Origin of the sequence: Henriciella mobilis, assembly GCF_003576315.1 — a bacterium.
Classification (GTDB): domain Bacteria; phylum Pseudomonadota; class Alphaproteobacteria; order Caulobacterales; family Hyphomonadaceae; genus Henriciella; species Henriciella mobilis.
The window spans coordinates 61430-84549 of sequence record NZ_QWFZ01000009.1 but is presented as its reverse complement, the minus strand read 5'-3'; the positions used below and the strand labels follow the sequence as shown (position 1 = coordinate 84549).

Here is a 23120-nt window from a genome sequence, read left to right as displayed (position 1 = left end):
ACAACAAGTGAAATTTCCTGGAAAGAGGGAAAATCGATCTTCAGTTCGCGAAATAGGCGAATTTTTCATTTTGCAAACGAGCGCCCAATTTTCCCCGCTTTTCGTGTATTGTCTGGCGGGCATGGATGTGAGGGACGCAACAATCGGCTTGGTGCGTGCGGTCAACCGCGATGCGCGCCACTGGCAGCTGCTCGCGCTGTCGGGCCTATTCCTCATCTCGGTCTACACCACCGATTTCGGCGCCCGGCCGATGCATCTGCTGTCGGCCTTTACTGGCGCGATGAGTGCGCAGGCGCTGGCCAGCCTTCTCGTGAAAACGCGGTTCGAATGGAAGTCGGCTGCGATCACCTCGCTGTCGCTCTCCATCCTGATGCGCGCGGTCGATCCGTGGATGTGGTTCGCCGCCGGCGTGATCGGCATCGGACTGAAATTCGCCGTGCGCTACAGAAGCAAGCACGTCTTCAACCCGGCCTGTATCGGTATTGTCGTCATGTGCCTCGTCTTCGGACGCGATGTCTGGGTCTCGCCCGGACAATGGGGGCAGGCGCCGCTGATTGCCGGCTGGGCCGTCGCGCTGGCGGCGCTGGTGCTGTCCAGCGCAAAGCGGCTCGACATCGCCTTCGGCTTCATCGGGACGTTTGCCGCGATCCTGTTCGGACGCGCGCTGTGGCTCGGGGATCCGATGGCGATCCCGATCCACCAGCTTTCATCGGGCACGCTTCTGGTGTTTACGTTCTTCATGATCACCGATCCGCGCTCGACCCCGGATTCCCGCGCCGGGCGGCTCGTCTTTGCCGCCTGCGTGGCCAGCCTGACGGCCTGGTTCATCATCGGGCCGAATGTCCGCGCCGCGCCGCTCATGGCGCTGGCGGCGCTGTCGGTCATGACACCATTTCTCGACCGGTTCCTGCCTGCGAACCGGTTTCAGTGGGGCAAAGCATCAATGTCCAAGGAGGGACGCGACCATGAAACTCAGACACCTGTTGGGAGCCGCCACGCTGGGGCTCGCCTCGCTCGGCCTTAGCGCGCCGGCAAATGCCTTCTGCGGCTTCTTCGTCGCGAAAGCCGATACCGATCTTTTCAACGATGCCTCGAAGGTTGCGTTGGTGCGCGACGGGGAGCGGACGGTCATCACCATGGCGTCCGACTATCGCGGCGAGCCGTCGGAGTTCGCCATGGTCATCCCGGTCGTCGATGTGCCCGAACGTGAGCAGATCAATGTCGCCAATCCCGGCCTGATCGAGCACCTGGACGAGTATACCGCGCCGCGCCTGGTCGAGTATCATGACGAGGATCCGTGCAACCGCATTCAGTATCGTGAGACCCTTGCCATGGCTGCGCCACAAGCTGGCGCGGCCATGGATGCCATGGCGGAGGAAGCCGAGGAACTCGGCGTCACCATCGAAGCCGAATACGAGGTCGGCGAATATGACATCCTGATCCTCTCGGCCGAGGAGTCCGACGGCCTGATCACATGGCTGAACCAGAATGGCTACCGCATTCCCGATGGCGCCGAGGAAGTGGTCGGCTCCTATCTCAAGCAGGGCATGAAATTCTTCGTGGCGAAGGTGAACCTCGAACGCCATGACGGCGCCGGTTTCCTGCGCCCGATCCAGGTCGCCTATGAGGATGAGGACTTCATGCTGCCGATCCGTCTCGGCACGGTGAATGCCGAGGGCAAGCAGGAGCTTTTCATCTTCGCCATGACCCGCAAGGGCCGCGTCGAGACGACCAATTACAAGACCGTGAAACTGCCCTCCAACATGGATGTCCCGATCTTCGTGAAGGATGAGTTCGGCGACTTCTACAAGGACATGTTCGCCCACCAGGTCGAGAAGGAGAATGGCAAGGCCGTCTTCATGGAATATGCCTGGGACATGAGCTGGTGCGACCCGTGCGCGGCTGAGCCGCTGTCACGCTCGGAGCTGCAGGAGCTGGGCGTGATGTGGCTGGATGAAGGCGGGCAGGACCAGCCGCAGCCCGGCTTCCGGCCTGGCCCGCAGCCGGTCGATGTCTTCGTCACCCGCCTGCATGTGCGCTATGACGCGAAGACCTTTCCGCAGGACCTGACCTTCCAGGTCACGGGTGACCGCGACAATTACCAGGGCCGCTATGTCCTGCGCCACCCCTGGCGCGGCGACTTCAACAAGTGCGAGGAAGCGCGCGACTATGCCGATGAGCTCGTCAGCCGCTGGGATCAGGAAGCCGAAAACCTCGCCAAGCTGACCGGCTGGGACGAGGCCGAGATCAAGGAGAAGATGGCCGCCGGCGGCTATTCCGAGGCCGCGATCAATATCGACCTCGAGCCCAAGGACAAGAAACCCTGGTGGCAACGCCTCTGGGGGAATGGGTAAGAGACCTGGCCCCACCCCGACCCTCCCCGCATGCGGGGAGGGAGATCGACGGTATCGTCCATCGGCCGGCGCTGGAAGGTCAGCAGCTGACGCCCCCTCCCCTCTGGGGAGGGTCGGGGTGGGGCAGCCATGCCCCCGAACCCGTGAAATGTTCGGAAACTAACGCTGGCAAGTCCCGCAATAGAAACTCGAGCGCCCCGACTGGACGATGCGTCTGATCGGGGCGCCGCAGCTTTTGCAGGGCTTGCCCTCGCGGTCATAGACCGAGAAAGTGTGCTGGAAGTAGCCAAGCTCGCCGGTTGCGGCCTTGAAGTCCGAGATGGACGAGCCGCCAGCAGCAATCGCTTCGCGGATGACATCGTTGATCGCGACCGCCAGCTTCGCTGCCCGCTGGCCGGGAACGGTCGAGGCCCGCCGCCGCGGACTGATCCCGGCGCGGTAGAGCGCTTCGCAGACATAGATGTTGCCAAGGCCCGCAATCACCCGCTGGTCGAGCAGAACCGACTTGATCGGCCCGCTCTTGCCCTTCAGCGCCTCGTTCAGCCAGGCATGCGAGAAGGTGTTCGACAGCGGCTCGGGCCCATAGCCTGACAGGCGCGGATATTGCGCCATCTGCTGCAGCGGCCACAGCTCCATGAAGCCGAAGCGGCGCGGATCATTATAGGTGACGACTTTCCCGCCCTCGACGTGGAAGATGACATGGTCATGCTTCGGGTTCGGCGGGATCTCGTGATGGAAGTCGCCCGGCCGGGTGCCGTCACTGATCGTGAAGCGGCCGGACATGCCGAGATGCATGATCAGCGCATCTCCCGATGACAGCTCCGCCACAAGGAACTTTGCCCGCCGCGACAACTTCTCGATCCGTGTCCCCGACACCCGATCGGCAAAGCGGGCAGGCAGCGGAAAGCGAAGGTCCGGTCGGTTGAGGATCACCGACAGGATGGCCTTGCCCTCCATGACGGGAGCAAGGCCGCGGCGAACTGTCTCGACTTCAGGTAATTCAGGCATGGTCTCCGCATATAGCGTTTAGATTTTCATGCCACTATGGTCCCGGCGCATGACAAAAGAGACAGATACAGCAAAGACGGTCAGCTTCGGCTTCGAAGAGGTCTCACCTGAGGAAAAGGTGAGCCGCGTCAAGGGCGTGTTCCGCTCGGTGGCCAGCCGCTATGACGTCATGAACGACCTGATGTCGGCAGGCGTCCACCGGCTCTGGAAGCATGACACGATTGCCAAGCTCAACCCGCAGCCGGGCGAGCGCCTGCTCGACGTGGCGGGCGGCACGGGCGACCTGTCCAAGGCCTTTGTCGACCGGGCGGACAAGGTCGCGCGCCGGCGGGGCAAGGCTGGCGAGGCCAGCGCCATTGTCTGCGACATCAATGACGCCATGCTGGACGCCGGCCGCGCCCGATCTGACATGGCCGCCTATGACAGCCGCATCGGCTGGGTCTGCGGGGATGCGCAGGCGCTGCCCTTCGAGGACCGCACCTTCGACGCGCTGACCATCGCCTTCGGCATTCGCAATGTCGCCGACCGCGCGCAGGCCCTGTCGGAGTTTCGCCGCGTGCTGAAGCCGGGCGGGCGCCTGGCCGTGCTGGAATTCAGCCACATGACCGTCCCGATGCTGCAGAAGCTCTACGATACCTACAGTTTCAACGTGATCCCCCGGATGGGCGAGATCGTCGCTTCCGACCGGGCGAGCTACCAGTATCTTGTCGAATCCATCCGCAAGTTCCCGAAACAGGAAGACTTCCGCGACGAGGTCGAGGCGGCCGGGTTCTCCGGCGTTTCGGTCACGAATTTCTCCGGCGGCATTGCCGCGCTCCATTTCGGCTGGGCGGCCTGACGATGGGGCGGATGATGGGGAGACGCGCGACGTGCTGAAGGCGCTATCTGACTATGGACGGCTGATGCGGGTCGGCACGGCGCTGGTCCGGCATGATGTGATCCTGCCGGGTGAGTACCAGACGCGCCTGCCGCTGCCGGCGCGCGTTGCCGGACGTTTCCTGCGCATCTTCGGCGGCGGCGCCAAAGGCCGGCCGGGCGAGCGCTTTGCCGCCGCATTGGAGAAGCTTGGACCGGCCTATATCAAGCTCGGCCAGCTGCTTGCCACGCGCCCTGATGTGTTCGGCACCGAAGTCGCCAGCGACCTCTCGCGCCTGAAAGACAAGCTGCCGCCATTTCCAGTGAAGCAGGCGCGGCAGATCCTCGACAAGGAGTTCGGCGAGGAGGTCGCGCAGACGCTCTTCCCCGAGCTTGGCGAGCCGGTTGCGGCTGCGTCGCTGGCGCAGGTCCACAAGATGGAAACGCCGGACGGCACGCGCGCGGTCAAGATCCTTCGGCCCGGTGTCGAGCAGATGATCGCGCGTGAGCTGCGCGCCATGAAACGGGCCGCGCGGACCATCGAGCGCGCCTCCGCGGAAAGCCGGCGGCTTGAGCCGGTGGCCTTCACCAACACGGTCGCCGACGCGATGATGAAGGAGCTGGACCTGCGCCTCGAAGCAGGCGGGGCGGACCAGATCAAGTCGATTTCGGACAAGCATGACTGGTTCGTGATCCCGGCCGTCGACTGGGACCGGACCTCGCAGCGCGTGCTGACGACAGATTGGGTCGACGGTATCCCGCTGACGGATCCGAAGGCGCTGGACCAGCCGGGCCTCGACCGGGCAGAACTCGCGACCGCCATCACGCGCGGCTTCCTCAACCAGGCGATCGGGCATGGCGTTTTCCATGCCGACATGCATGAGGGCAACATCCTGATCACGCCGGACAATCGCATCGCGCTTGTCGATTTCGGCCTGATCGGACGCATCGGCATGGAAGAGCGGCGTTTCCTGGCTGAGATCCTCTGGGGCTTCATCCGCCGCGACTATCAGCGCATCGCCGAGGTTCACTTCGAGGCGGGCTATGTCCCGGCTGACCAGTCGGTCGGCGAGTTCGCCCAGGCGCTGCGCTCGGTGGGCGAGCCGATCCACGGCAAGTCGGCCGAGGATGTCTATATGGGGCGCATCCTGCTGCAGCTGCTGGACTATACACGGACCTTCGGCATGCATCTGCGCCCGGAGCTCGTCCTGCTCCAGAAAACCATGGTGCAGGTTGAAGGCGTCGCGCGGGCCATCGATCCCAAACATGACATCTGGAAGGCGGCCGAGCCGATCGTCAAAACCTGGATCGCGGAGAATTTCGGCCCGGCCGGGGCGGCGAAACTGGCGGTGAAGAATATCCGCGAGGTGGCCGACCGGCTGAAACGGCTGCCCGAGGTCATGGACCGGTTCGAGGCGAGCCTGGAACAGGACGCCAGGCAGAAGGCCGAGCCCAAGCGGACCGGGCCGCCCTGGTGGGCCTGGTTCGGACTGGTGATTGTTCTTGCCGCCATTGCGGGCGTCACCGTCGCGCAATTCGCCTGACACGGGAATCTGCTATCGGAGCGGCCACGCGCTTGCTAGGTTAATTTTTGCTTAATCCAAGGCAGACTTGGCAACCTGGAGCCCCATCCGTGAGATTGTCCGCGGTTTTGTTGTCCATCTGCGCCGTTCTTCTCACCATTGGTGCCGGAAGCGCGCGTGCGCAGTCGTCGTTCGTGATGGAGCCGGATGGCTTCAGCCATGCCGACCGCTATGCCCAGTCGCAAATCCTGCGCGCCAGCCTGCAAAGCCGCCGTGTCCCGGCTGGCGCGGCGCCGGCCATCGCAGACAAGCCGCGCATGGTTAAGCCGCAAGGTGCTGCGCCGTCAGACGCTGCAGGCGCATCGGCTGTTTCAATGATGAACGGCGTCAGCGTGTTTCGCGGCAGCCGTCCCGGAACGGCACAGAATTGTGGCATGCGGACCACCCAAAGCGGGGTCACCGTCTATGCTGCCTGCCAGCAGGGCTGGGGCTCGGAGCTCGCCGGGGGATGGGGTGCAGCCTCCGCAGACAGCGCTCCGGCGCGGTCTGACTCGGTGCTCACCGTTGCTGGCGCCGTGCAGGGGAATTGCGCTGTCAGGATTCGCGCAACCCCAGCTATGACGGGCGAATCCGGCCGTGTGGAAGTGTGCTACCGCGACCTCCAGCCGGTCCAGGGCAAGCGCGTTTCGCTGCTTTATGACCGGATTGAAGAGGCCGCTGCGCGGGCCTGCGGATCGCGCGCTGGATATGGCGGCGGCTTGCGGCACGCAGGTTGCGAGGCACAGGCTGTCGATGTCGCGATTTACGAGTCCGGCTTGCCGGCACTGGTGGATTTTCACCAGGCGGCGATCGGCAGGGGACCGCAGATATTCGTAGGCTCCCGGCGCTTTTGAAAGCGCCACGGGGACAGGGACCTGCGAGGAGCCGGGTGTGGCTGCAGCTAGCAGCTATGCCCGGCTCTATTTTTTGCTGCGGTTCACACGCTCGTGTCGTCGATTTCTCAACACTTTCTGTGTAAACAGGGGCTCATGAACAGCAAACGCATTCTCCTGATCATTGGCGGCGGGATCGCGGCGTACAAATCGCTTGAGCTGATCCGCGAGCTGGCGCGCCGTGGAATCGCCAGCCGGTGCATCCTGACCAAGGCCGGTGCGGAGTTTGTGACCCCCTTGTCGGTCTCGGCCCTGTCGGGCGAGAAATGCTTCACCGACCTCTTCAGCCTCGATGACGAAGCCGAGATGGGCCATATCCAGCTGTCGCGCTCCGCCGACCTTGTCGTCGTGTGTCCGGCAACGGCCGACCTGCTCGCCAAGGCCGCGCACGGCCATGCCAATGACCTCGCCTCGACGACGCTGATGGCGACCGACAAGCCGGTCCTGATGGTCCCGGCCATGAATGTGCGCATGTGGGAGCATGCGGCCACGAAGCGCAATGTCGCCACGCTGCGGGCCGATGGCGCCGCCGTCATGGAGCCCGATGAAGGCGCGATGGCATGCGGCGAGTTTGGCCCCGGCCGCCTGCCGGAGGTGCTCGCGATTGCTGATGAAATCGAGGCCCAGCTGGACCGGCATTCCGGCCCGAAGCCGCTGACGGGCGCCCATGTGCTTGTCACGGCCGGCCCGACACGTGAGCCGCTCGATCCGGTGCGTTTCCTGTCCAATCATTCCTCCGGCAAGCAGGGCTATGCGATAGCTGGTGCGCTCGCCGATCTTGGCGCGCGCGTGACCCTGGTCTCCGGACCGGTTTCGATCGCGCCGCCGCGCGGGGTCGACATGGTTCCGGTGGAGACCGCACGCGACATGCTGAAGGCCTGCGAGACCGCCCTGCCGGCCGATGTCTTCATTTCGGTTGCTGCCGTGGCCGACTGGCGCCCGGCCATTTCCTCTTCGAAGAAACTCAAGCTCAAGGATGCTGGCGAGACGCTGCCCTCCCTGACCCTGTCGGAAAATCCGGACATCCTTGCCACGCTGTCGAAGAAGCGGAAGAACCGCCCCGGCCTGGTGATCGGCTTTGCCGCCGAGACCCATGACGTCGAAGAGCTGGCCCGCGCCAAGATGAAGCGGAAGGGCTGCGACTGGATCGTGGCGAACGATGTGTCCGGCGATGTGATGGGTGGTTCGGAAAACGAGATCGCGCTTGTCACCAAGGACGAGATCGAACGCTGGCCGCGCATGGACAAGCTCGCCGTTGCCCGCCAGCTTGCCGACCGCATCGCCCAGACTATCGGCCATCCCGGCAAGAACCAGCTGGCGGCTGAATAGGCGAAATCGCCCGAACCTGCCCTCGCCGACATTGACCTTGAGGCCCGTTCGGCCAATCCTTGGCCTGCTTTCAGCAGGTGGGAGGACAGAGGGTGGCCGTTATTCCAACCGATGAGAGGCTGCTGCGCGAGATCTACAAGCGCTATCTGCGTCCATTCTCCGAGTATTCTGACGAGAACAAGACGCGGTCTGCCAAGGTCTGGGTGCCGATCGACACCATGGCGCTCGCCAAGCGATTCCGGTGCGATGAGGACCTGATCTTCGGGCGGCTCTACTATCACATGAACGCCAAGTACGGCTCGCACACGGGCTCCGGCGACCAGGTGAACTTCTTCTCGATGCGGATTGGCGGGGATCGGCACTGCGTGAACTTCCCGCTGCTCGCCTCGGTCCTGTCGGACCTTCAGGATGAACGGAAACGTTTTATCGTCTCGACGCGGCTGGCCGGACTGTCGCTGGTGGTGTCAGCGGCCTCGATCTTCATTGCGATTTACAGATAAGGCCGCATCCCGGTCACATTCCTGCCGGAACTTCCGGTCATGATCGGCTTTGTTAAAATTAACAGATTTGAACACTTTGTTTGCAATTTCAGCTTTAGCTATATGTCCGCTCAGGAACGGAACCTGCCCATGCGCCTGATCATTGGATATTTCGCCTTCGTTTGCGTTCTCGTCATCGGCCTTGCCGGGGTTGGCAGCCAGGCCAATGCGGCAGAGGGCGACGCCGCAGCCGGCGCAAAGGAAGCCCAGCTCGCCCAGTCCGGCGCCTGAGGCCTTTTTCAAGTTGACACCGGCCACCGACTCCCGCGCATAGGCGGGCATGACCACCGTTGATGTTGCCGTTAAAACGCTCCCGCATTTCGAAGGCCTGCCGCTGCCCGCTTATGAGACGGATGGCGCCGCCGGCATGGATGTCCGCGCCGCTGTGCCCGATGGCGAGCCCCTCTCGCTGAAGCCTGGCGAGCGGGCCATGGTGCCGACCGGGCTCTCTGTCGCGATCCCTGAAGGTTATGAAATCCAGATGCGCCCGCGCTCAGGTCTTGCCGCCAAGCATGGCATTACCTGCCTCAATACGCCCGGCACGATCGACAGCGACTATCGCGGCGAGCTGAAGGTGATCCTGATCAATCATGGTCAGGAGACTTTCACCATCGCGCGCGGAGAGCGCATCGGTCAGATGGTCCTGGCACCGGTGACGCGTATCGGCTGGGTCGCGGTCGACACGCTGCCGGAGACGGTTCGCGGCGAGGGCGGATTCGGCTCCACGGGACGATGAACGGATTTCCCTTGTATTTTGACCGGCGAGGCCTTATTATCGATTTACGATAACAAGCCGAGGGTCCTATGTTCGAAATCGATAGTCCATTCACCATGGTCGTCTTCATCGTGCTGATTGCCGTGGGTGCGGGCGTCTTCAACAACTGGATCAAGACGCAAGGCAACCGGGAAGCATCTGATGCCGAGGCGAAGGCCCATGCCGAGACGAGGGCCGAACTCGAGAAGATGCGCCGCGAAGTGGAGCGCCTGACCGAACGCGTGGGCGTCCTGGAGACTATTGCGACCGACAAGGACGAACGCCTGCGCGAGGAATTCCGCCGGCTGGCCTAGAGCAGCACATCCTCCCCTTTCGCGAACCGGGCCAGCAGGTACGCGTCCGTATTCTCGATCGTCTCCAGCTCCCCGAAGGCGAAGGCGCTGCGGTCGATGACGAGGTCACGCGGGCGCAGCGCCCGCGAGATTTCCAGCCCCTCCAGTGAGCGTGCCCGCGAGAAGGCCACATAAGCCTGTCCGTGGGCGAACATCCCCCTGTCGAAATCGATGAAGACCTTGTCCAGGGTCAGGCCCTGCGCCTTGTGGATCGTGACCGCATAGGCGAGCCGCAAAGGCACCTGCTTGAAGGTCCCGACCACTTCGCGCGACACTTTTTTGGTCTCCGGGTCCAGGTCGTACTTGTACTTCTCCCAGGCCGCCGGCTCGATCTCGTAGATGTGGCCGTCCAGCTCGACGAGGACATTGTCGCCCTTGAAGCCATCGACCGTGGCGAGCGATCCGTTGACCCAGCGGCCTTCCGGATCGTTCTTGATCAGCATCACACGGGCGCCTTCCTTCAGTTCAAGGTCGGCTTCTGTGGGATAGGACTTCTCGTCGAAGTCGCCCTGCACCTTGGCGGGCAGCGTCCTCGGCTTGCCCGGCAGGTCATCGAGGCGCGCCTGGTTGATGCGGAAGGCATTGGCATTGTTCGGCGTCAGCACGACATGGGTCGCGCTCGCCTCGACGGCTGTTCGCTTGCTGACGAGTGTCTGCAGCAGGCGCTCATCCGGCGGCGTCAGGCGACCCTGCCGCATGGCGCCAAGCAGGGCCAGGAAGCGCGGATCGGCCTGGCGGAAGACATGCTTCAGGGCGAGCAGGGCAAACTCGGCTTCCTTGAAGCCGGGCGCGTTGAAGAAATAATGCCCGCCATAACGCTCATTCAGGATTTCCGCTTCCGGCCCGCGCGCCACAGGCGGCAGCTGGTGCAGGTCGCCCGACAGGATCATCCGCACACCGCCAAATGGGCGTTTCGAGCCACGATTGAGGCGCAGGCTCTTGTCGATCGCGTCCAGCATGTCCGAGCGCACCATCGAGATCTCGTCGATGATCATCGTCTCGATCGCCTTGATCAGGCGCACCCCGCGCAGGCGCTTGATGTCTGCCGGCTCGATGAGGCGCGGGGGCAGCTTGAAGAAGGAGTGGATCGTCTGACCACCGGCATTCATTGCCGCGACCCCGGTCGGCGCCAGCACGACGGTGTTCTCGCCGGCCTCGGCCAGGAAGCGGCGCAGCATCGTCGTCTTGCCCGTACCGGCGCGGCCTGTGAGGAAGAGATTGCCCTGGGCGCCAGCCCCTTTCGCGACCCATTCGGCCGGGGCGGCATAGATCGTGTCGGGCACGTTGGATGGAACCGAGTCGCTCATTGCCTGTAGCCTTAACCGCATCCGCCCTGCTAAGCGAGAGCATGGCCCTGACCCCTGAACAGCTTGAGCGCCAGTCGCGCCATATTCTCCTCAAGGAGATTGGCGGGCCGGGCGTACAGAAGCTCGCGGCGGCGCGGGTATCGATAGTCGGCGCCGGTGCGCTGGGCGGTCCGTGTGCGATGTATCTTGCCGCCGCCGGCGTCGGGGAAATCGAGCTGTGGGACGCTGACACCGTCGACCGCTCCAACCTCCAGCGCCAGGTGCAGTTTACAGAAGCCGATACCGGCCACCTCAAGGTCGACCGGCTGGCCGAGCGGCTCAACGCATCAGCGCCTGACTGCAGGATCATCCGGCAGGCCAGGCGCTGGAGCGAGGCCGATGCCCTGTCCGGCGACGTCCTCATCGACGGCACCGATAATTTCGAGACGCGGTTCGCGCTGAACCGTGTCGCGCATGCCAGCGGCCGGCCGCTTGTATCCGGCGCGGCGACGCGCTGGTCCGGCCAGGTCTCGGTCTTTGCATCGGGTGTGGAGACCGGCCAGCCCTGCTATCAATGTTTTGTTCCCGAAGCCCCGCCCATGGCGGAAGCGTGCGAGGATGTCGGCGTTGTCGGCCCCGTCACCGGCATCGTTGCGAGCCACATGGCACTCGAAGCCATGAAGATCATTACAGGGGCTGGCCGGCCGCTGATGGGGCAGGTCCTGATCCTCGACGGGCTGAGCGGTGTATCGCGTGCCGTGAAACTTCGTCAGGACACGGACTGTCCTGTCTGCTCTGCCTGAATCTTTCCTTTGACATGGCCGCGCTTTGACGGTTTTACGACAGGCGTGTTGAGTGATCGGTGAGGGCAGATGCTTCGCAAATTTGCTGCGATACTTCTGACGACGGTCGCCGTTCTGGCGGCTGGATGGCTGGCGCTTCGCCGTCCCGACATTCCCTATGAAACGCTGGAATCGACCTATGCGCTGCAGGACTCGCGCTTCCTGACGGTGCGCGACGATCTCAAGCTCCACTATACCGATACCGGACCGCGCGATGCGCCGGTCATTGTGCTGGTTCACGGCTTTGCCGCCTCGCTCCACACATGGAAGCATTGGGTCAGGGAGCTGGACGATACCTATCGTGTGATCACGCTTGACCTGCCGGGACATGGCCTCTCGCGCGTGCCGGAAAACGGAGACGTATCGATCGACTATTATGTCGACGCCGTTGACGCGCTGCTGTCGAAACTGAACATCTCCAGTGTTTCGCTGGCCGGCTCGTCGATGGGCGGCCAGGTCGCATGGGAGTATGCGCTCGCCCATCCCGGACAGCTCGACAGCCTGATCCTTGTCGATGCCGCCGGCTGGCCGGAGAGCGAGGCTGAGGAGCGGCCGCTCATTTTCCGTCTGCTGCGCATTCCCGTGGCCCGCACGCTGATCAGGGACCTCGACCTGTCGGGCCTGATCGAGGACGGGTTGAGGAAGTCGGTGGCGGACCCGCTTTTCGTGAGCACGGACATGGCAGAGCGCTATGCGGCGCTGTCGCGTGCGCCCGGACACCGCGATGCGCTGCTGAGCCTGTTGGCGGGCAGCCCGCAGCGCGAAAAGGCCAGCAAGGCGAAACTGGAAGCCATCAGTGTGCCGACACTCATCCTCTGGGGAGAGCAGGATCGCATCATCCCGGTCTCGGACGCTGCGCGCTTCGAGGAGGCCATCCCGAACGCAGTGGCCATCATCTATCCCGATGCAGGGCACTTGCCGCAGGAAGAAGTCTGGCAGGAGAGCGTTGCCGACCTGCAGGCCTTCCTCGACCAGAAGGTGGCGGGCGCCGCTGAAGGGGCTGGTGGATCGGCCGATGGCCCGGCGCTCACCGAAGTGCCCGCCTCGAACCAGGTGACCGGCGGCGGCATGCGTCCGCGCTGAGCCTCTCGGGCCGCGGACAATCCGTTAGAACTGGAAATCTTCTAAGCCTGAAATCCGGTCAGGCGGCTGACGCGTTGGCCGCTTCAGGGCACAGGATGACCTTCATTTCGCTCGCCGTTTCGGCCTTGCGCAGGGCACTGCGCAGGTCAGGCTGGCGGAGCGTGCGGCTGACCTGGGCCAGCGCGCGCAGATGGTCTGCGCCGGAGCCGACAGGCGCGATCAGCATGAAGATGAGGTCGCAGGGCCGGTCATCGACGGCATCGAAGTCCACGCCGTCGCGCAGGCGGACGAAGCCGCCAATCGGATTGGACAGCTTGTCGATCCGGGCGTGCGGAATGGCAACGCCTTCGCCAACGCCGGTCGACCCAAGTCGCTCGCGTTCCATCACGGCATCAAAGATGTCGCGTGCGTCGAGGCGGGTCTTTTCCGCCAGCGCGCCAGCAAGGGTTGTCAGCGCCTGCTTCCGGTTCTCGACCGAAACAGGATCGAGGATGACGCCTTCGCCAAGAAGGCTTGTTAAATCAGTCGCCATGAGCCTGCCAAAGTTTCGTCAGGAGGATTTGCTGTCAGTAGCCGGGTCGACCCAGCCAATGTTTCCGTCTGCGCGCCGATACACCATGTTCAATCCCTTATGCTTCGCATTGCGAAACATGAGGGCAGGTGAGTCGGCAAGTTCGAGTTGAAGAACAGCCTCGGAAACAGTCATCGTGCGAATTTGAGAAGCAGTTTCTGCCACGATTACAGGCGCTTCGCCGGATTCACCGGTCTGCGAAGGCTCGTCATCTTCCGGGGTGGACTTCAGGACGAAGGATGCAGCCGGTTCGCTCGGGAATGGATCCCGGCCGTTCTTGTGATGGTCCTTCAGGCGCCGCTTGTACCGGCGGACCCGCTTTTCCATCTTCTGCAAGGCTTCGTCGAGCGCCACATAGGGGTCGTCCGCCTTGCCCGTCGACTGCAGGATAATGCCTGATGGCAAATGTACGTTGCAGTCGATCTCGGTTTCATGGCCGTTGGGAGAGACAGTCACATGACCATCAAATTCCCTGTCGAAGTATTTTGTGACGGCAGCTTCCAGACCTTCCTCGATACGCGTGCGAAGCGCATCGCCTAGATCCATCTTCCGTCCTGCAATCTGTATCTGCACGGAACTCTCCGTTGACGAGCTCTTACTATAACGCCCCGGGCGGGGAAATCGAGACCGCGGTTCCTTAAAATGCTGTGGGGCTGAGTCAACAACCCGTCAGCAGGGCCTACGCACTCGCCTTGAGACGCCGGCGCCGCTGCACACTCGAAGGAATGTTCAGGCTTTCCCTGTACTTGGCTACGGTGCGTCTTGCTATTTCTATGCCAAATTCGGTCAGAATTTCCACAATCTGATCGTCGGACAGCACGTTCTGACCTTCGTCGTCGACCAGCTGCTTGATGCGGTAGCGGACCGCCTCGGCCGAGTGGGCGTCGCCGCCCGCCGTGCCCGGAATGGCGGCTGAGAAGAAATATTTGAGTTCGAACAGGCCGCGTGGGGTGCCCATATACTTGTTGGACGTCACCCGGCTGACCGTGGACTCGTGCATCTGGATGGCGTCGGCGACCTGTTTCAGGTTCAGCGGGCGCAGATGCGCGACGCCATGCGCGAAGAAGGCGTCCTGCTGGCGCACGATCTCGCTGGCGACTTTCAGGATGGTCCGCGCGCGCTGGTCGAGCGACTTGATCAGCCAAGATGCGTTCTGGGCGCACTCACTGATGAATTCCTTCTCGTTCGCGCGCATCGGGAGCGTGCTGACCTCGGCATAATAGGCCTTGTCCATCAGCACTTTCGGCAGCGTGTCCGAATTCAGCTCGACCGCGAACATGCCGTTCGGCAATTCACGCACGAAGACGTCGGGCACGACCGCAATCGTGGTGCCGCTCGAAAAGGCCGATCCCGGGCGCGGCGTCAGCGCGCGCAGCTCGGAGATCATGTCGCGGACATCTTCCTTGTCGACGCCGCAGGCCTCACACAGCCCGTTGATGTCATGCTTGGCCACGAGGTCGAGATTCTCGATCAGGGCCGCCATGGCCGGGTCGAACCGGTTCTGTTCCTTCAGCTGCAGCGCCAGGCATTCCTGGACGTCGCGGGCCATGACCCCGGTCGGCTCGAAGCCCTGGCAGACCTGGAGCACCGCCTCGACATTGGCCGGATCGGCGCCAAGCGCGCTGGCGACTTCTTCAAGGTCGACCTTGCAGTAGCCGGCATCATCGGTCTCGTCGATCAGCCGCGCGCCGATCAGCTGGTCGGCCAGGGACAGGCCGGACATGGTCAGCTGGTCGTGCAGGTGCTCGTGCAGCGACTTCTCGCTGCTGACGCTGCCTTCGAAATCATAATCGTCGCCGGAGAAGCTGCCGCCGGAGCCGGCCTGCGACCAGTCGGTCTTGGCCGACGGGCCGGCCATCTGGTCGGCGGTCTTGCCGCTGTCGGAATTGGTGCCGCTTTCGTAGAGATCCTCATGCGAGGCATCCATGGCCTCGCGGGCTTCGTTCATCCCGCTTGTATCGTCGAGGGAAAGTTCCTCGCGCTTGGCGGGGGCGGCCACTTCTTCGGGCGCATACTCATCGCGCTCGCCGCCTTCGGCACGCGAGAGGAGCGGATTGCGCTCGATCTCGGCCTCGATGAACTCTGCCAGTTCGACATTGGAGAGCTGCAGCAGCTTGATGGCCTGCTGGAGCTGTGGGGTCATCACCAGGGACGTTCCCTGGCGCATGTCGAGGCGTTGTGAAATGGCCATTATTCTCTACGCAGCGAACCGCTCGCCGAGATAGACCCTGCGCACATCCTCATTGGTCAGGACATCGTCCGGTACGCCCTCAAAGAGGACGCCGCCATCATAGATGATGGATGCCCGATCAACGATCTGGAGTGTCTCTCGCACCTGGTGGTCCGTGATCAGCACGCCAAGGCCGCGCTGCTTCAGGTAGCCAACCAGATCGGAAATATCCGAAACGGCGAGTGGGTCGATACCGGTAAACGGTTCGTCCAGAAGCATGAAACTAGGTCTGGAGGCGAGGGCACGGGCAATCTCCACACGGCGGCGTTCGCCACCGGACAGGGATGTCGCAGACTGCTTGCGCAGGTGCGAGATGTGCAACTCGTCCAGAAGGGCATCAACTTCGGCCTGGCGGGCGTCCTTGTTCTTTTCGACAAGTTCCACGACTGCCAGGATGTTCTGTTCCACCGTCATGCCCCGAAAGATCGAGGCTTCCTGCGGAAGATAGCCGACACCCAGACGGGCACGCTGATACATGGGAAGGGCGGTGACATCGGCGCCATCGATCGTGATGGTTCCGGCGTCTGCCCCGATAAGGCCCATGATCATGTAGAAGCAGGTCGTCTTGCCGGCCCCGTTGGGACCGAGCAGACCGACCACCTCACCGCGCTGGAGCGACAGGGAGACGTTTTTCACGACCTGGCGCTTGCCAAATGACTTGGCTAGTCCCGTCGCTACAAGGCCGCTGGCCGTGTCCGTCATACCTGTAAAACCTCCCACTCGCGCGGTTTGCGCTGCCCGTTTCCGTTGCTAGGGCAATAGGCTTAAAATCCGTTTAGAACGGTCTGTTCAATTTGTCTCATTTCCGGCTGAACCGTCATTATTCTGGCTCGGATTGATCTGCATCTGGACCTGGCCGTCCCCGCCATCAAGGACCGTGCGCCCTTCCGACAGCTTCATGACCAGGCGTTTGCCGGTCGCGACATCCTCGCCGCGGATCAGCACGACGTCGCCGGTCAGCGTGATCGTGTCGGAGGCGGCGTCATAATTGCCGCGGTCGCCGGTCGCCTTGATTTCGGGCGTGACGTAATAGACCTCGCCGACCGCTTCCATGCTGGAAATGTCGCCGAAGCCCGTCAGGCCGCTGGTCTCGGTCTGGCCGGAGCCGGCATAGTTGATCGTCACGCGATTGGCGCGCAGGCGGGCATCGCCCTGCATGATGTCGACATTGTCGATCAGCACGACCTGGCGCTGGCGCTCGATGACCTCGCTGCGGTCTGCATTGACGCGGATGGGGCCGCCCTGTCCCGATACCTGTGCTGCAGCATGACCGGCCAGGCACATGCCCAGGACTGCAAAAGCAAGCGAACACCTAATTCTCACCACCAAGCTCCTCGTCGCCGGCGTCCGTGCCAGCTTCCGTCCCGGCACCATCTTGCCCGCCCGGAATAATTGTCATTTCTACGCGACCGCTCAGCAGTACGCGATCCCCCTCGTCCACAATTTCATACGTGTCAGACCGCACATCGCCAAGGGGGCCACGACCGCTAAGCGGGTCAATTCCCTCGACACGGCCTTCTTCGATGAACATTTTTGCCGAGGTCGAGTTGAACTTGTAGCCCTTGGCGTTCTCGACCTCGACCGCCTCGTAAAGCTCCAGCGTCTGGTCGTCCTGGTTGTAAAGCCCGGCCGGCGCGGCAACGCGCGTGCCGTCTTCGCTGATGAGTTCGGGGTTCTTGAGGTCGATCTTTTCCCCGCCGCCAATCCGTCTCTGTGCGGTGTCGGCGGTGATCACGAAAGCCTTGCCGGCAATGTCGCGCCCGGTGAAGCGCGGATTGACCATGGTCACGATTTCGTCGCCCGAAAGGCGTTCGATCTGGGACGGGGAAGCCGAAACCGCATTGGCTGCGAGGTGGCCGATCATCATGCCCGCAGAGATGGCGGCACCCGCGGTAAAGGCAAGCCGCAGGAAGGACACCATGGATGAGCGCTGGCGGGCCTGCTCGAGCGTCATCTGCCGACGCGGCTCCCACAGGCTCAGGGCCTTTTCAGTTTCTGCGGTGATTTCCATCGGCATGGGCAATTATTTAGGTATGAATTGCCCCGAAAGATAGCTGTCCGGCCATGTTCTTTCAGTGACGAATTGTGGCAGGAGCAGGGAAATCTCAGCTATGCGCGAAAATGTCAGTGTCCGGCCAGCCTTCCAGGTCGAGCTGGGCACGCGTCGGAAGGAAGTCGAAACAGGCCTGGGCCAGCTCCAGCCGGTTCTCGCGGACAAGCATCGCTTCGAGCCCGGCCTTGATCTCATGCAGGTAGAGAACGTCGCTTGCGCAGTATTGCAGCTGCGCGTCGGTCAGCGTGTCGGCGCCCCAGTCCGAGGATTGCTGGGTCTTGGACAGGTCGGTCGAGGCGACCTCGCGCGCGACATCCTTCAGGCCATGGCGGTCGGTATAGGTGCGCGCCAGTTTCGAGGCGATCTTGGTGCACCAGACCGGCGTGCAGTCGATGCCGAGCCAATGCTTCATCATCGCCACATCGAAGCGGGCAAAATGGAAGATCTTGAGCCGGCTCTTGTCAGCCAGGAGCGCTTTCAGGTTCGGGCAGTCGAAACTGCGGTCGAGCTGCACGACATGGGCCTTGCCATCGCCGGCTGAAAGCTGGACCACACACAGCGCGTCACGGAAGGGATTGAGGCCCATGGCCTCGGTATCGACCGCGATTTCCGGGCCGAGGTCGACATCGGCGGGCAGATCGCCCTTGTGCAGCTTGATATTATTCATGGCGAACGCCTTACCGGCTTTGAATGAATACGCAATTACCTTCGTGCATCGGATTTGACCGGCCCGCCGGTCTGGCTGCGGCTTTTGCCATTCGTCGCATGGACAAGCCGCGAAAGGCATGATGAAAGGCGCGCAGACGATTCATGCTTGGCTTTCGAGTGCGGGGTTGAGGCTTCATGTCCAAAGGTCTGGTTACGATATTCGGCGGGTCCGGCTTCATCGGGCGGTATGCTGCGCGGGCGCTGGTTCGCGATGGCTGGCGCGTGCGAGTCGCGGTCCGCAAGCCGCACCTTGCCGGTGATGCAAAGCTGGCAGGCCCGCCCGGATGGGTCGACCTCGCCCAGGCCAATGTCCGCAACCGCATGTCGGTGGAGCGGGCTGTCGAAGGCGCCGACGCGGTCGTGAACCTGGTCGGTATCCTCTTCGAGAAGGGCCCGCAGAATTTCGAGGCGGCCCAGCGCGAAGGCGCCATCAATGTTGCCGAAGCGGCGAAGAAGGCCGGGGTCAAGCGCCTCGTCCAGATCTCGGCGATCGGCGCGGATGAAGACTCGAAGTCGGACTATGCCCGCACCAAGGCCGAAGCCGAAAAGGCCGCGCGCGAAGTTTTCCCCGAAGCGGTCATCCTGCGCCCGTCCATCGTGTTCGGCCCGGAAGACGGTTTCTTCAACAAGTTCGCCGCCATGGCATCGAGCCCGGTGTCGAACGTGCTGCCTTTCCTGCCAGCGATTGGCGGCGGCAAGACGCAGCTGCAGCCGGTCTATGCCGGTGATGTCGCCGATGCCATCGCCGCTGCGGTCAACCGCGACGATGTCGAGGGCAAGACGTTCGAGCTTGGCGGCCCGCGCGTCTACACGTTCAAGGAACTCTACGACTTCATCGGCGAGACCATCGACCGCAAGCGCTATGCCTTCCCGATCCCGAACTTCATCGCCAAGCCGATGGGGCTGACCTTCGGGGCGCTGTGGCGCGTTCCGCCGCTCGCCTGGGGCTTCTTCGGCGACCCGCCGATCACCGGCGACCAGGTCGAGATGCTGAAGAGCGACAATGTCGTGGCCGATGACGCCCTGACGCTCGCCGATCTCGGCATCGACGATATCGAGAGCGTCGAGTCGATCGTGCCGTCCTATCTCTGGCCGTACCGCGCCTATGGCGAATTCCACCAGAAGGGCGAAGCCTGAGGCTGCTGCCGGCGCTCGCGCTCGTTTGAGTTTCGCACATTTGCGGCGCTGCCAAGTGGAGCAGTGCCCTGCCGGGATTGAAACCTCTCCTTCGTGAGGACGCCAGCGATAGCGTGTCCGGACAGCGAGTCCGGGCGTCCTTTCGCCTTGCCAACGGGAGATGAACAAAACCGCCCGCAAATGATCACAAAGCGAGCGGCTTGCTGGCGCATTTCATGACAAGAAAGTCATGAAAGAGGGCTTTCCGCAGGCGATGGGACGCACACGCGGGAAGGGCGGCGTGCGGAGAGAGCCAGGCAGCTCACTGCGCGCGTCGTCTATTGGGGGCAGGGTACCGGATCAGCCCGGATTCCCGATGGCCTCCAGGCGCGCGATCTGCTGGTCCGCATCGGTGCGCAGCTGCCCAAGCAATTGCCGCGATTGTGCCGTGACGGTCTTGCTCATGGCCTCATTCACTTCGCGCAGGATATAGCGCTCGGTGCGAAGGACCTCTTCAAGCGCGACCTTGTTGTCGTCCTGCAGGATCGAGCGAATGGACGACATTGAGCGACGGACGGTGCCCGACGCTTCGCCGTATTGCGCGGGGGAGCCACCCAGGGCGATGACGCGGTCCTGCAACTGGACCCGCTGGCGATTGCGTTCCTGGGCGATCTCGATGACGGCCGGCTTCAGCCCGTGCAGGTCGTTCGATTTGTTCGCCGCTTCCTGATAGATCGTGACCGAGTCGATATAGATTCTCGTCAGCTGGTTCAGCTCGTCGATTTCCGTGCGAACCGCCTGGCTCTGGTCGACAGCCGCCTGCTTTTCGGGCGGCAGCGTGGCCGTGGTGCAGGCTGCCATCATCATCGGCAGCATCATGGCTGCGCTCGCGAGTAAAAGTCTTTGCATGAACCTCATCCTTTCCCTTCTGGAAAGACCGGCAAACGATTAGCTGTATCTCAGAGTTCCGGGCCTGTCGCGCTGCGGCGCCTTAACTTACCGCAAGAAACGGCATGAACACGAACAGTGCCACACCCAGAATGAGCCGGTAGATCACGAAAGGCAGGAAGCTCATCCGTTTCAGAAGGGCCATCAGCCCCCAGATCGAGGCGAGGCCCGTGATGAAGGCGACAAGGGCAACGACCATGCCGTCCTGGAAACTGAGAAGATTGTCGCCATTGGCGTCGGCTTCAAGCAGCCCGTAGGCGCCATAGAGGCCGGCCGCGGCGAGGATCGGCGCGCCGATCAGCATCGAGAACCGCGCCGCTTCGGTGCGGTCATAGCCCAGCGCGCGGGCCGCCGTCATCGTGATGCCGGAACGGCTGGTGCCGGGGATGATCGCGGCCACCGCCTGCGTCGCGCCGATCATCAGGGCGTGGAGGAGCGTCATGTCCTCCTCCTTGCGGGTGCGCGGGCCGTACACGTCAGCGATCCAGAGCAGGATGCCGAAGACGATCGTGGCGCCGGCCACGGTCTGCACGCTGCGAAGGGCGTCCTGTGCGCCCGGCGGCAGCAGCGCCTCGTAGGCGATCGCTGCAACCAGCGCGATCGGCGTTGCCACGATCACGCAGGCCGCCAGCCGCGCGCCCGGCGAGAGCGCCTTCTTCGTGACCGGGACCATGGCCAGTTCGACCCCGCCGACCAGGGCGCTCGCGACATCCTTGCGGAAATAGAGCAGCATGGCCGCCAGCGTTCCGAGGTTCGAGACGGCATTGATCAGCAGCTCATCACGACCGACGGCGCCGAAGGTGTCCGACAATAGCAGCACATGGGCCGACGAAGAGATCGGCAGCCACTCCGTAACGCCCTGTATCGCCGCGATAATGAAAAGCTGGAAAAGTGACATTTCGCGTGTCCGCGCTAGATTTGAAGGCTGTGGGCGACTGTCTGACATGGTTCGCCCGCGAACGCACGCCCATCAATATATATCATAATGATATGATGTGGATTTGCCTGTTCACGAAATTTGCTATATATTGAACAAATAGCCGTAGAAGCATATCATTTTGATACTTTGGGGTGCAATTTACCTTGCGCTTTCGAGATTTGCGGCTCATAAGGCAAAAAATTTTAAGAGCCGAGGACCGTCCCCATGGCCAGTCGCATGTTGAAATTCACGAGTATCGATCGCGCCATGCCGGAAAAGCGCGATGCAAAGGCGCGCGCGCACGATTTCGAGGAAATCTATGCCGACTACGCCAAAAAAGCGGCTGAAGACCAGGCGGGCCGCTGCTCGCAATGCGGCGTCCCCTTCTGCCAGCAGGGCTGCCCGCTCTCGAACAACATCCCCGACTGGCTGAAGCTTGTTGCGGAAGACCGGATGGAAGAAGCCTACCAGGTCTCGTCGGCGACCAATAACATGCCGGAAATCTGCGGCCGTATCTGTCCGCAGGACCGCCTGTGCGAGGGTATCTGCACGGTCGAGCAGTCCGGCCACGGCACCGTCACCATCGGTGCCATCGAGCGCCACATCACCGACAATGCCTGGGAGCAGGGCTGGGTCACCCCGATCAAGCCGCCGCGCGAGAAAGACCAGTCCGCCGGCATCATCGGCGCGGGTCCGGGCGGCCTCGCCGCGGCCGAACAGCTGCGCCGCAAGGGCTACAAGGTCACCGTCTATGACCGCTACGACCGCGGCGGCGGCCTGCTGATCTATGGCATTCCGGGCTTCAAGCTGGAGAAACATATCGTCGAGCGCCGTATCAAGCGGCTCGAAGACAGCGGCGTGACGTTCAAGTTCAACACTGATATCGGCACGGATGTGACGCTCGCCAAGCTGCGCGACAAGCATGACACGCTGCTGATCGCGACAGGCGTCTACAAGGCGCGCGACCTGATGGTGCCGGGCTCGGGCACAAAGGGCGTCCTGCCGGCGCTCGACTTCCTGACCACGTCGAACCGCCGCGGGCTTGGCGATGCGGTGCCGAGTTTCGATGACGGCACGCACAATGCCGAGGGCAAGCGCGTCGTCGTGATTGGCGGCGGCGACACGGCGATGGACTGCGTGCGCACAGCCGTTCGCCAGGGGGCCAAATCGGTGACCTGCCTTTACCGCCGCGACCGGGCCAACATGCCGGGCTCGCAGCGCGAAGTGGCCAATGCCGAGGAAGAGGGCGTCGTCTTCGAATGGCTGGCCTCCCCGGAAGCCATTCTCGACACCAAGGCCGGCAAGTTGAAAGCGGTTCGCGCCGCTCGCATGCGGCTTGGCCCGCCGGACCCGTCCGGCCGCCAGTCGCCCGAGAAAACCGGCGATACGTTCGACATCAAGGCCGACATGGTCATCAAGGCGCTCGGCTTCGATCCGGAAGACCTGCCGGAACTGTTCGGTGAAGCGGCTCTCAAGGTGAACCGCTGGGGCGCGATCCGGGTCGACTTCGCGACGCTCGAAACCAGCCTGCCGAACGTGTTCGCTGCCGGTGACATCGTCCGCGGCGCCTCGCTCGTCGTCTGGGCGATCAAGGATGGCCGCGACGCCGCCGAGCAGATGCACAAGCGCATGCGCGAAATGGCCCGCGACAAGGCGCCGGCCCGAGAGCCCGTCGCGGCGGAATAAGCCCGGCCAGCCTGCTGCAGATTACAAAGAT

Annotated in this window: 25 protein-coding genes; 14 read left to right on the top strand and 11 right to left on the bottom strand. The window is 63.0% G+C overall.

The features are described 5' to 3' along the window. The first annotated feature begins 127 nt into the window (after positions 1 to 127). Both D1227_RS07215 and D1227_RS07210 read left to right on the top strand, forming a co-directional pair. Positions 128 to 1024: an RnfABCDGE type electron transport complex subunit D gene (locus D1227_RS07215; protein WP_233349656.1), complete on the top strand. Its 897-nt coding sequence runs from the start codon at positions 128 to 130 to the stop codon at positions 1022 to 1024. Continuing rightward, entirely contained in the window at positions 966 to 2354 is a 1389-nt protein-coding gene (locus D1227_RS07210; protein ID WP_119404370.1) for a DUF2330 domain-containing protein, read from the top strand. Before D1227_RS07215 ends, D1227_RS07210 begins: the two co-directional genes overlap by 59 nt. A 159-nt stretch (positions 2355 to 2513) precedes the next feature. Here D1227_RS07210 and mutM read toward each other — a convergent pair whose 3' ends face one another. Beyond that, positions 2514 to 3362, bottom strand: a complete 849-nt coding sequence (gene mutM, locus D1227_RS07205; protein WP_119404369.1) for a bifunctional DNA-formamidopyrimidine glycosylase/DNA-(apurinic or apyrimidinic site) lyase — start codon at positions 3360 to 3362, stop codon at positions 2514 to 2516. Positions 3363 to 3411: 49 nt separating this feature from the next. Between mutM and ubiE the strand changes: the two genes are divergently transcribed. From ubiE to D1227_RS07170, 8 genes are all read left to right on the top strand, one after another. Further along, positions 3412 to 4200 carry a bifunctional demethylmenaquinone methyltransferase/2-methoxy-6-polyprenyl-1,4-benzoquinol methylase UbiE gene (gene ubiE / locus D1227_RS07200; protein WP_119374428.1) on the top strand — a complete coding sequence of 263 codons (789 nt, stop codon included), beginning with the start codon at positions 3412 to 3414 and terminating at the stop codon, positions 4198 to 4200. A 31-nt stretch (positions 4201 to 4231) separates the two neighbouring features. Continuing rightward, on the top strand, positions 4232 to 5761 hold the full coding sequence (gene ubiB, locus D1227_RS07195; RefSeq protein WP_119404396.1) for a 2-polyprenylphenol 6-hydroxylase: 1530 nt from the start codon (positions 4232 to 4234) through the stop codon (positions 5759 to 5761). Positions 5762 to 5850: 89 nt separating this feature from the next. Beyond that, complete coding sequence (locus tag D1227_RS07190; protein ID WP_147373278.1) at positions 5851 to 6633, top strand: hypothetical protein; 783 nt, start codon at positions 5851 to 5853, stop codon at positions 6631 to 6633. A gap of 135 nt (positions 6634 to 6768) precedes the next feature. Further along, positions 6769 to 8001, top strand: a complete 1233-nt coding sequence (gene coaBC / locus D1227_RS07185; protein WP_119404367.1) for a bifunctional phosphopantothenoylcysteine decarboxylase/phosphopantothenate--cysteine ligase CoaBC — start codon at positions 6769 to 6771, stop codon at positions 7999 to 8001. A gap of 92 nt (positions 8002 to 8093) precedes the next feature. Then, entirely contained in the window at positions 8094 to 8501 is a 408-nt protein-coding gene (locus D1227_RS07180; protein ID WP_119404366.1) for a hypothetical protein, read from the top strand. A 129-nt stretch (positions 8502 to 8630) separates the two neighbouring features. Beyond that, positions 8631 to 8771 carry a hypothetical protein gene (locus D1227_RS19915; protein ID WP_158586594.1) on the top strand — a complete coding sequence of 47 codons (141 nt, stop codon included), beginning with the start codon at positions 8631 to 8633 and terminating at the stop codon, positions 8769 to 8771. 49 nt (positions 8772 to 8820) lie between these two features. Then, positions 8821 to 9276 carry a dUTP diphosphatase gene (gene dut, locus D1227_RS07175; protein ID WP_119404365.1) on the top strand — a complete coding sequence of 152 codons (456 nt, stop codon included), beginning with the start codon at positions 8821 to 8823 and terminating at the stop codon, positions 9274 to 9276. Between the two features lie 68 nt (positions 9277 to 9344). Next, the gene (locus tag D1227_RS07170) at positions 9345 to 9608 is read left to right on the top strand and encodes a guided entry of tail-anchored proteins factor 1 (RefSeq protein ID WP_233349654.1); all 264 of its coding nucleotides are present in this window, start codon (positions 9345 to 9347) and stop codon (positions 9606 to 9608) included. On the opposite strand, the gene D1227_RS07165 is transcribed toward D1227_RS07170, so the two are convergent. Continuing rightward, the gene (locus D1227_RS07165) at positions 9605 to 10954 is read right to left on the bottom strand and encodes an ATP-dependent DNA helicase (protein ID WP_119404364.1); all 1350 of its coding nucleotides are present in this window, start codon (positions 10952 to 10954) and stop codon (positions 9605 to 9607) included. The two genes, D1227_RS07170 and D1227_RS07165, sit on opposite strands and share 4 nt — an antisense overlap. 41 nt (positions 10955 to 10995) lie before the next feature. On the opposite strand from D1227_RS07165, the gene D1227_RS07160 reads away from it, so the two are divergent. Further along, positions 10996 to 11736 (top strand): HesA/MoeB/ThiF family protein, encoded by a 741-nt coding sequence (locus D1227_RS07160; protein WP_119404363.1) that lies wholly within the window; start codon positions 10996 to 10998, stop codon positions 11734 to 11736. Positions 11737 to 11805: 69 nt separating this feature from the next. Next, positions 11806 to 12858, top strand: coding sequence for an alpha/beta fold hydrolase (locus tag D1227_RS07155; RefSeq protein ID WP_119404362.1), 1053 nt, complete (start codon positions 11806 to 11808; stop codon positions 12856 to 12858). 58 nt (positions 12859 to 12916) lie between these two features. On the opposite strand, the gene D1227_RS07150 is transcribed toward D1227_RS07155, so the two are convergent. The 7 genes from D1227_RS07150 to D1227_RS07120 form a co-directional block, all read right to left on the bottom strand. Beyond that, positions 12917 to 13390 carry a PTS sugar transporter subunit IIA gene (locus tag D1227_RS07150; RefSeq protein ID WP_119374436.1) on the bottom strand — a complete coding sequence of 158 codons (474 nt, stop codon included), beginning with the start codon at positions 13388 to 13390 and terminating at the stop codon, positions 12917 to 12919. An 18-nt stretch (positions 13391 to 13408) separates the two neighbouring features. After that, positions 13409 to 14002, bottom strand: coding sequence for a ribosome hibernation-promoting factor, HPF/YfiA family (gene hpf, locus D1227_RS07145; protein ID WP_119374437.1), 594 nt, complete (start codon positions 14000 to 14002; stop codon positions 13409 to 13411). Positions 14003 to 14108: 106 nt separating this feature from the next. Next, positions 14109 to 15620 carry an RNA polymerase factor sigma-54 gene (gene rpoN / locus D1227_RS07140; RefSeq protein WP_119374438.1) on the bottom strand — a complete coding sequence of 504 codons (1512 nt, stop codon included), beginning with the start codon at positions 15618 to 15620 and terminating at the stop codon, positions 14109 to 14111. A 6-nt stretch (positions 15621 to 15626) separates the two neighbouring features. Beyond that, positions 15627 to 16361, bottom strand: a complete 735-nt coding sequence (gene lptB, locus D1227_RS07135; protein WP_119374439.1) for an LPS export ABC transporter ATP-binding protein — start codon at positions 16359 to 16361, stop codon at positions 15627 to 15629. Between the two features lie 87 nt (positions 16362 to 16448). Next, complete coding sequence (locus D1227_RS07130; protein ID WP_233349652.1) at positions 16449 to 16982, bottom strand: LptA/OstA family protein; 534 nt, start codon at positions 16980 to 16982, stop codon at positions 16449 to 16451. Then, positions 16972 to 17613: an LPS export ABC transporter periplasmic protein LptC gene (gene lptC / locus D1227_RS07125; protein ID WP_233349650.1), complete on the bottom strand. Its 642-nt coding sequence runs from the start codon at positions 17611 to 17613 to the stop codon at positions 16972 to 16974. The genes D1227_RS07130 and lptC overlap by 11 nt, the downstream gene beginning before the upstream one ends. 151 nt (positions 17614 to 17764) lie before the next feature. Next, entirely contained in the window at positions 17765 to 18379 is a 615-nt protein-coding gene (locus tag D1227_RS07120) for a ribonuclease D (RefSeq protein ID WP_119374441.1), read from the bottom strand. A gap of 176 nt (positions 18380 to 18555) precedes the next feature. Between D1227_RS07120 and D1227_RS07115 the strand changes: the two genes are divergently transcribed. Further along, positions 18556 to 19557, top strand: coding sequence for a complex I NDUFA9 subunit family protein (locus D1227_RS07115; RefSeq protein ID WP_119404361.1), 1002 nt, complete (start codon positions 18556 to 18558; stop codon positions 19555 to 19557). 339 nt (positions 19558 to 19896) lie between these two features. On the opposite strand, the gene D1227_RS07110 is transcribed toward D1227_RS07115, so the two are convergent. Next, positions 19897 to 20445 (bottom strand): PA2169 family four-helix-bundle protein, encoded by a 549-nt coding sequence (locus D1227_RS07110; RefSeq protein WP_158586593.1) that lies wholly within the window; start codon positions 20443 to 20445, stop codon positions 19897 to 19899. Between the two features lie 82 nt (positions 20446 to 20527). Then, positions 20528 to 21382, bottom strand: a complete 855-nt coding sequence (locus D1227_RS07105; RefSeq protein ID WP_119404359.1) for an undecaprenyl-diphosphate phosphatase — start codon at positions 21380 to 21382, stop codon at positions 20528 to 20530. 246 nt (positions 21383 to 21628) lie between these two features. On the opposite strand from D1227_RS07105, the gene D1227_RS07100 reads away from it, so the two are divergent. Further along, on the top strand, positions 21629 to 23089 hold the full coding sequence (locus D1227_RS07100; protein WP_119404358.1) for an NAD(P)-dependent oxidoreductase: 1461 nt from the start codon (positions 21629 to 21631) through the stop codon (positions 23087 to 23089). Positions 23090 to 23120: the final 31 nt, after the last annotated feature.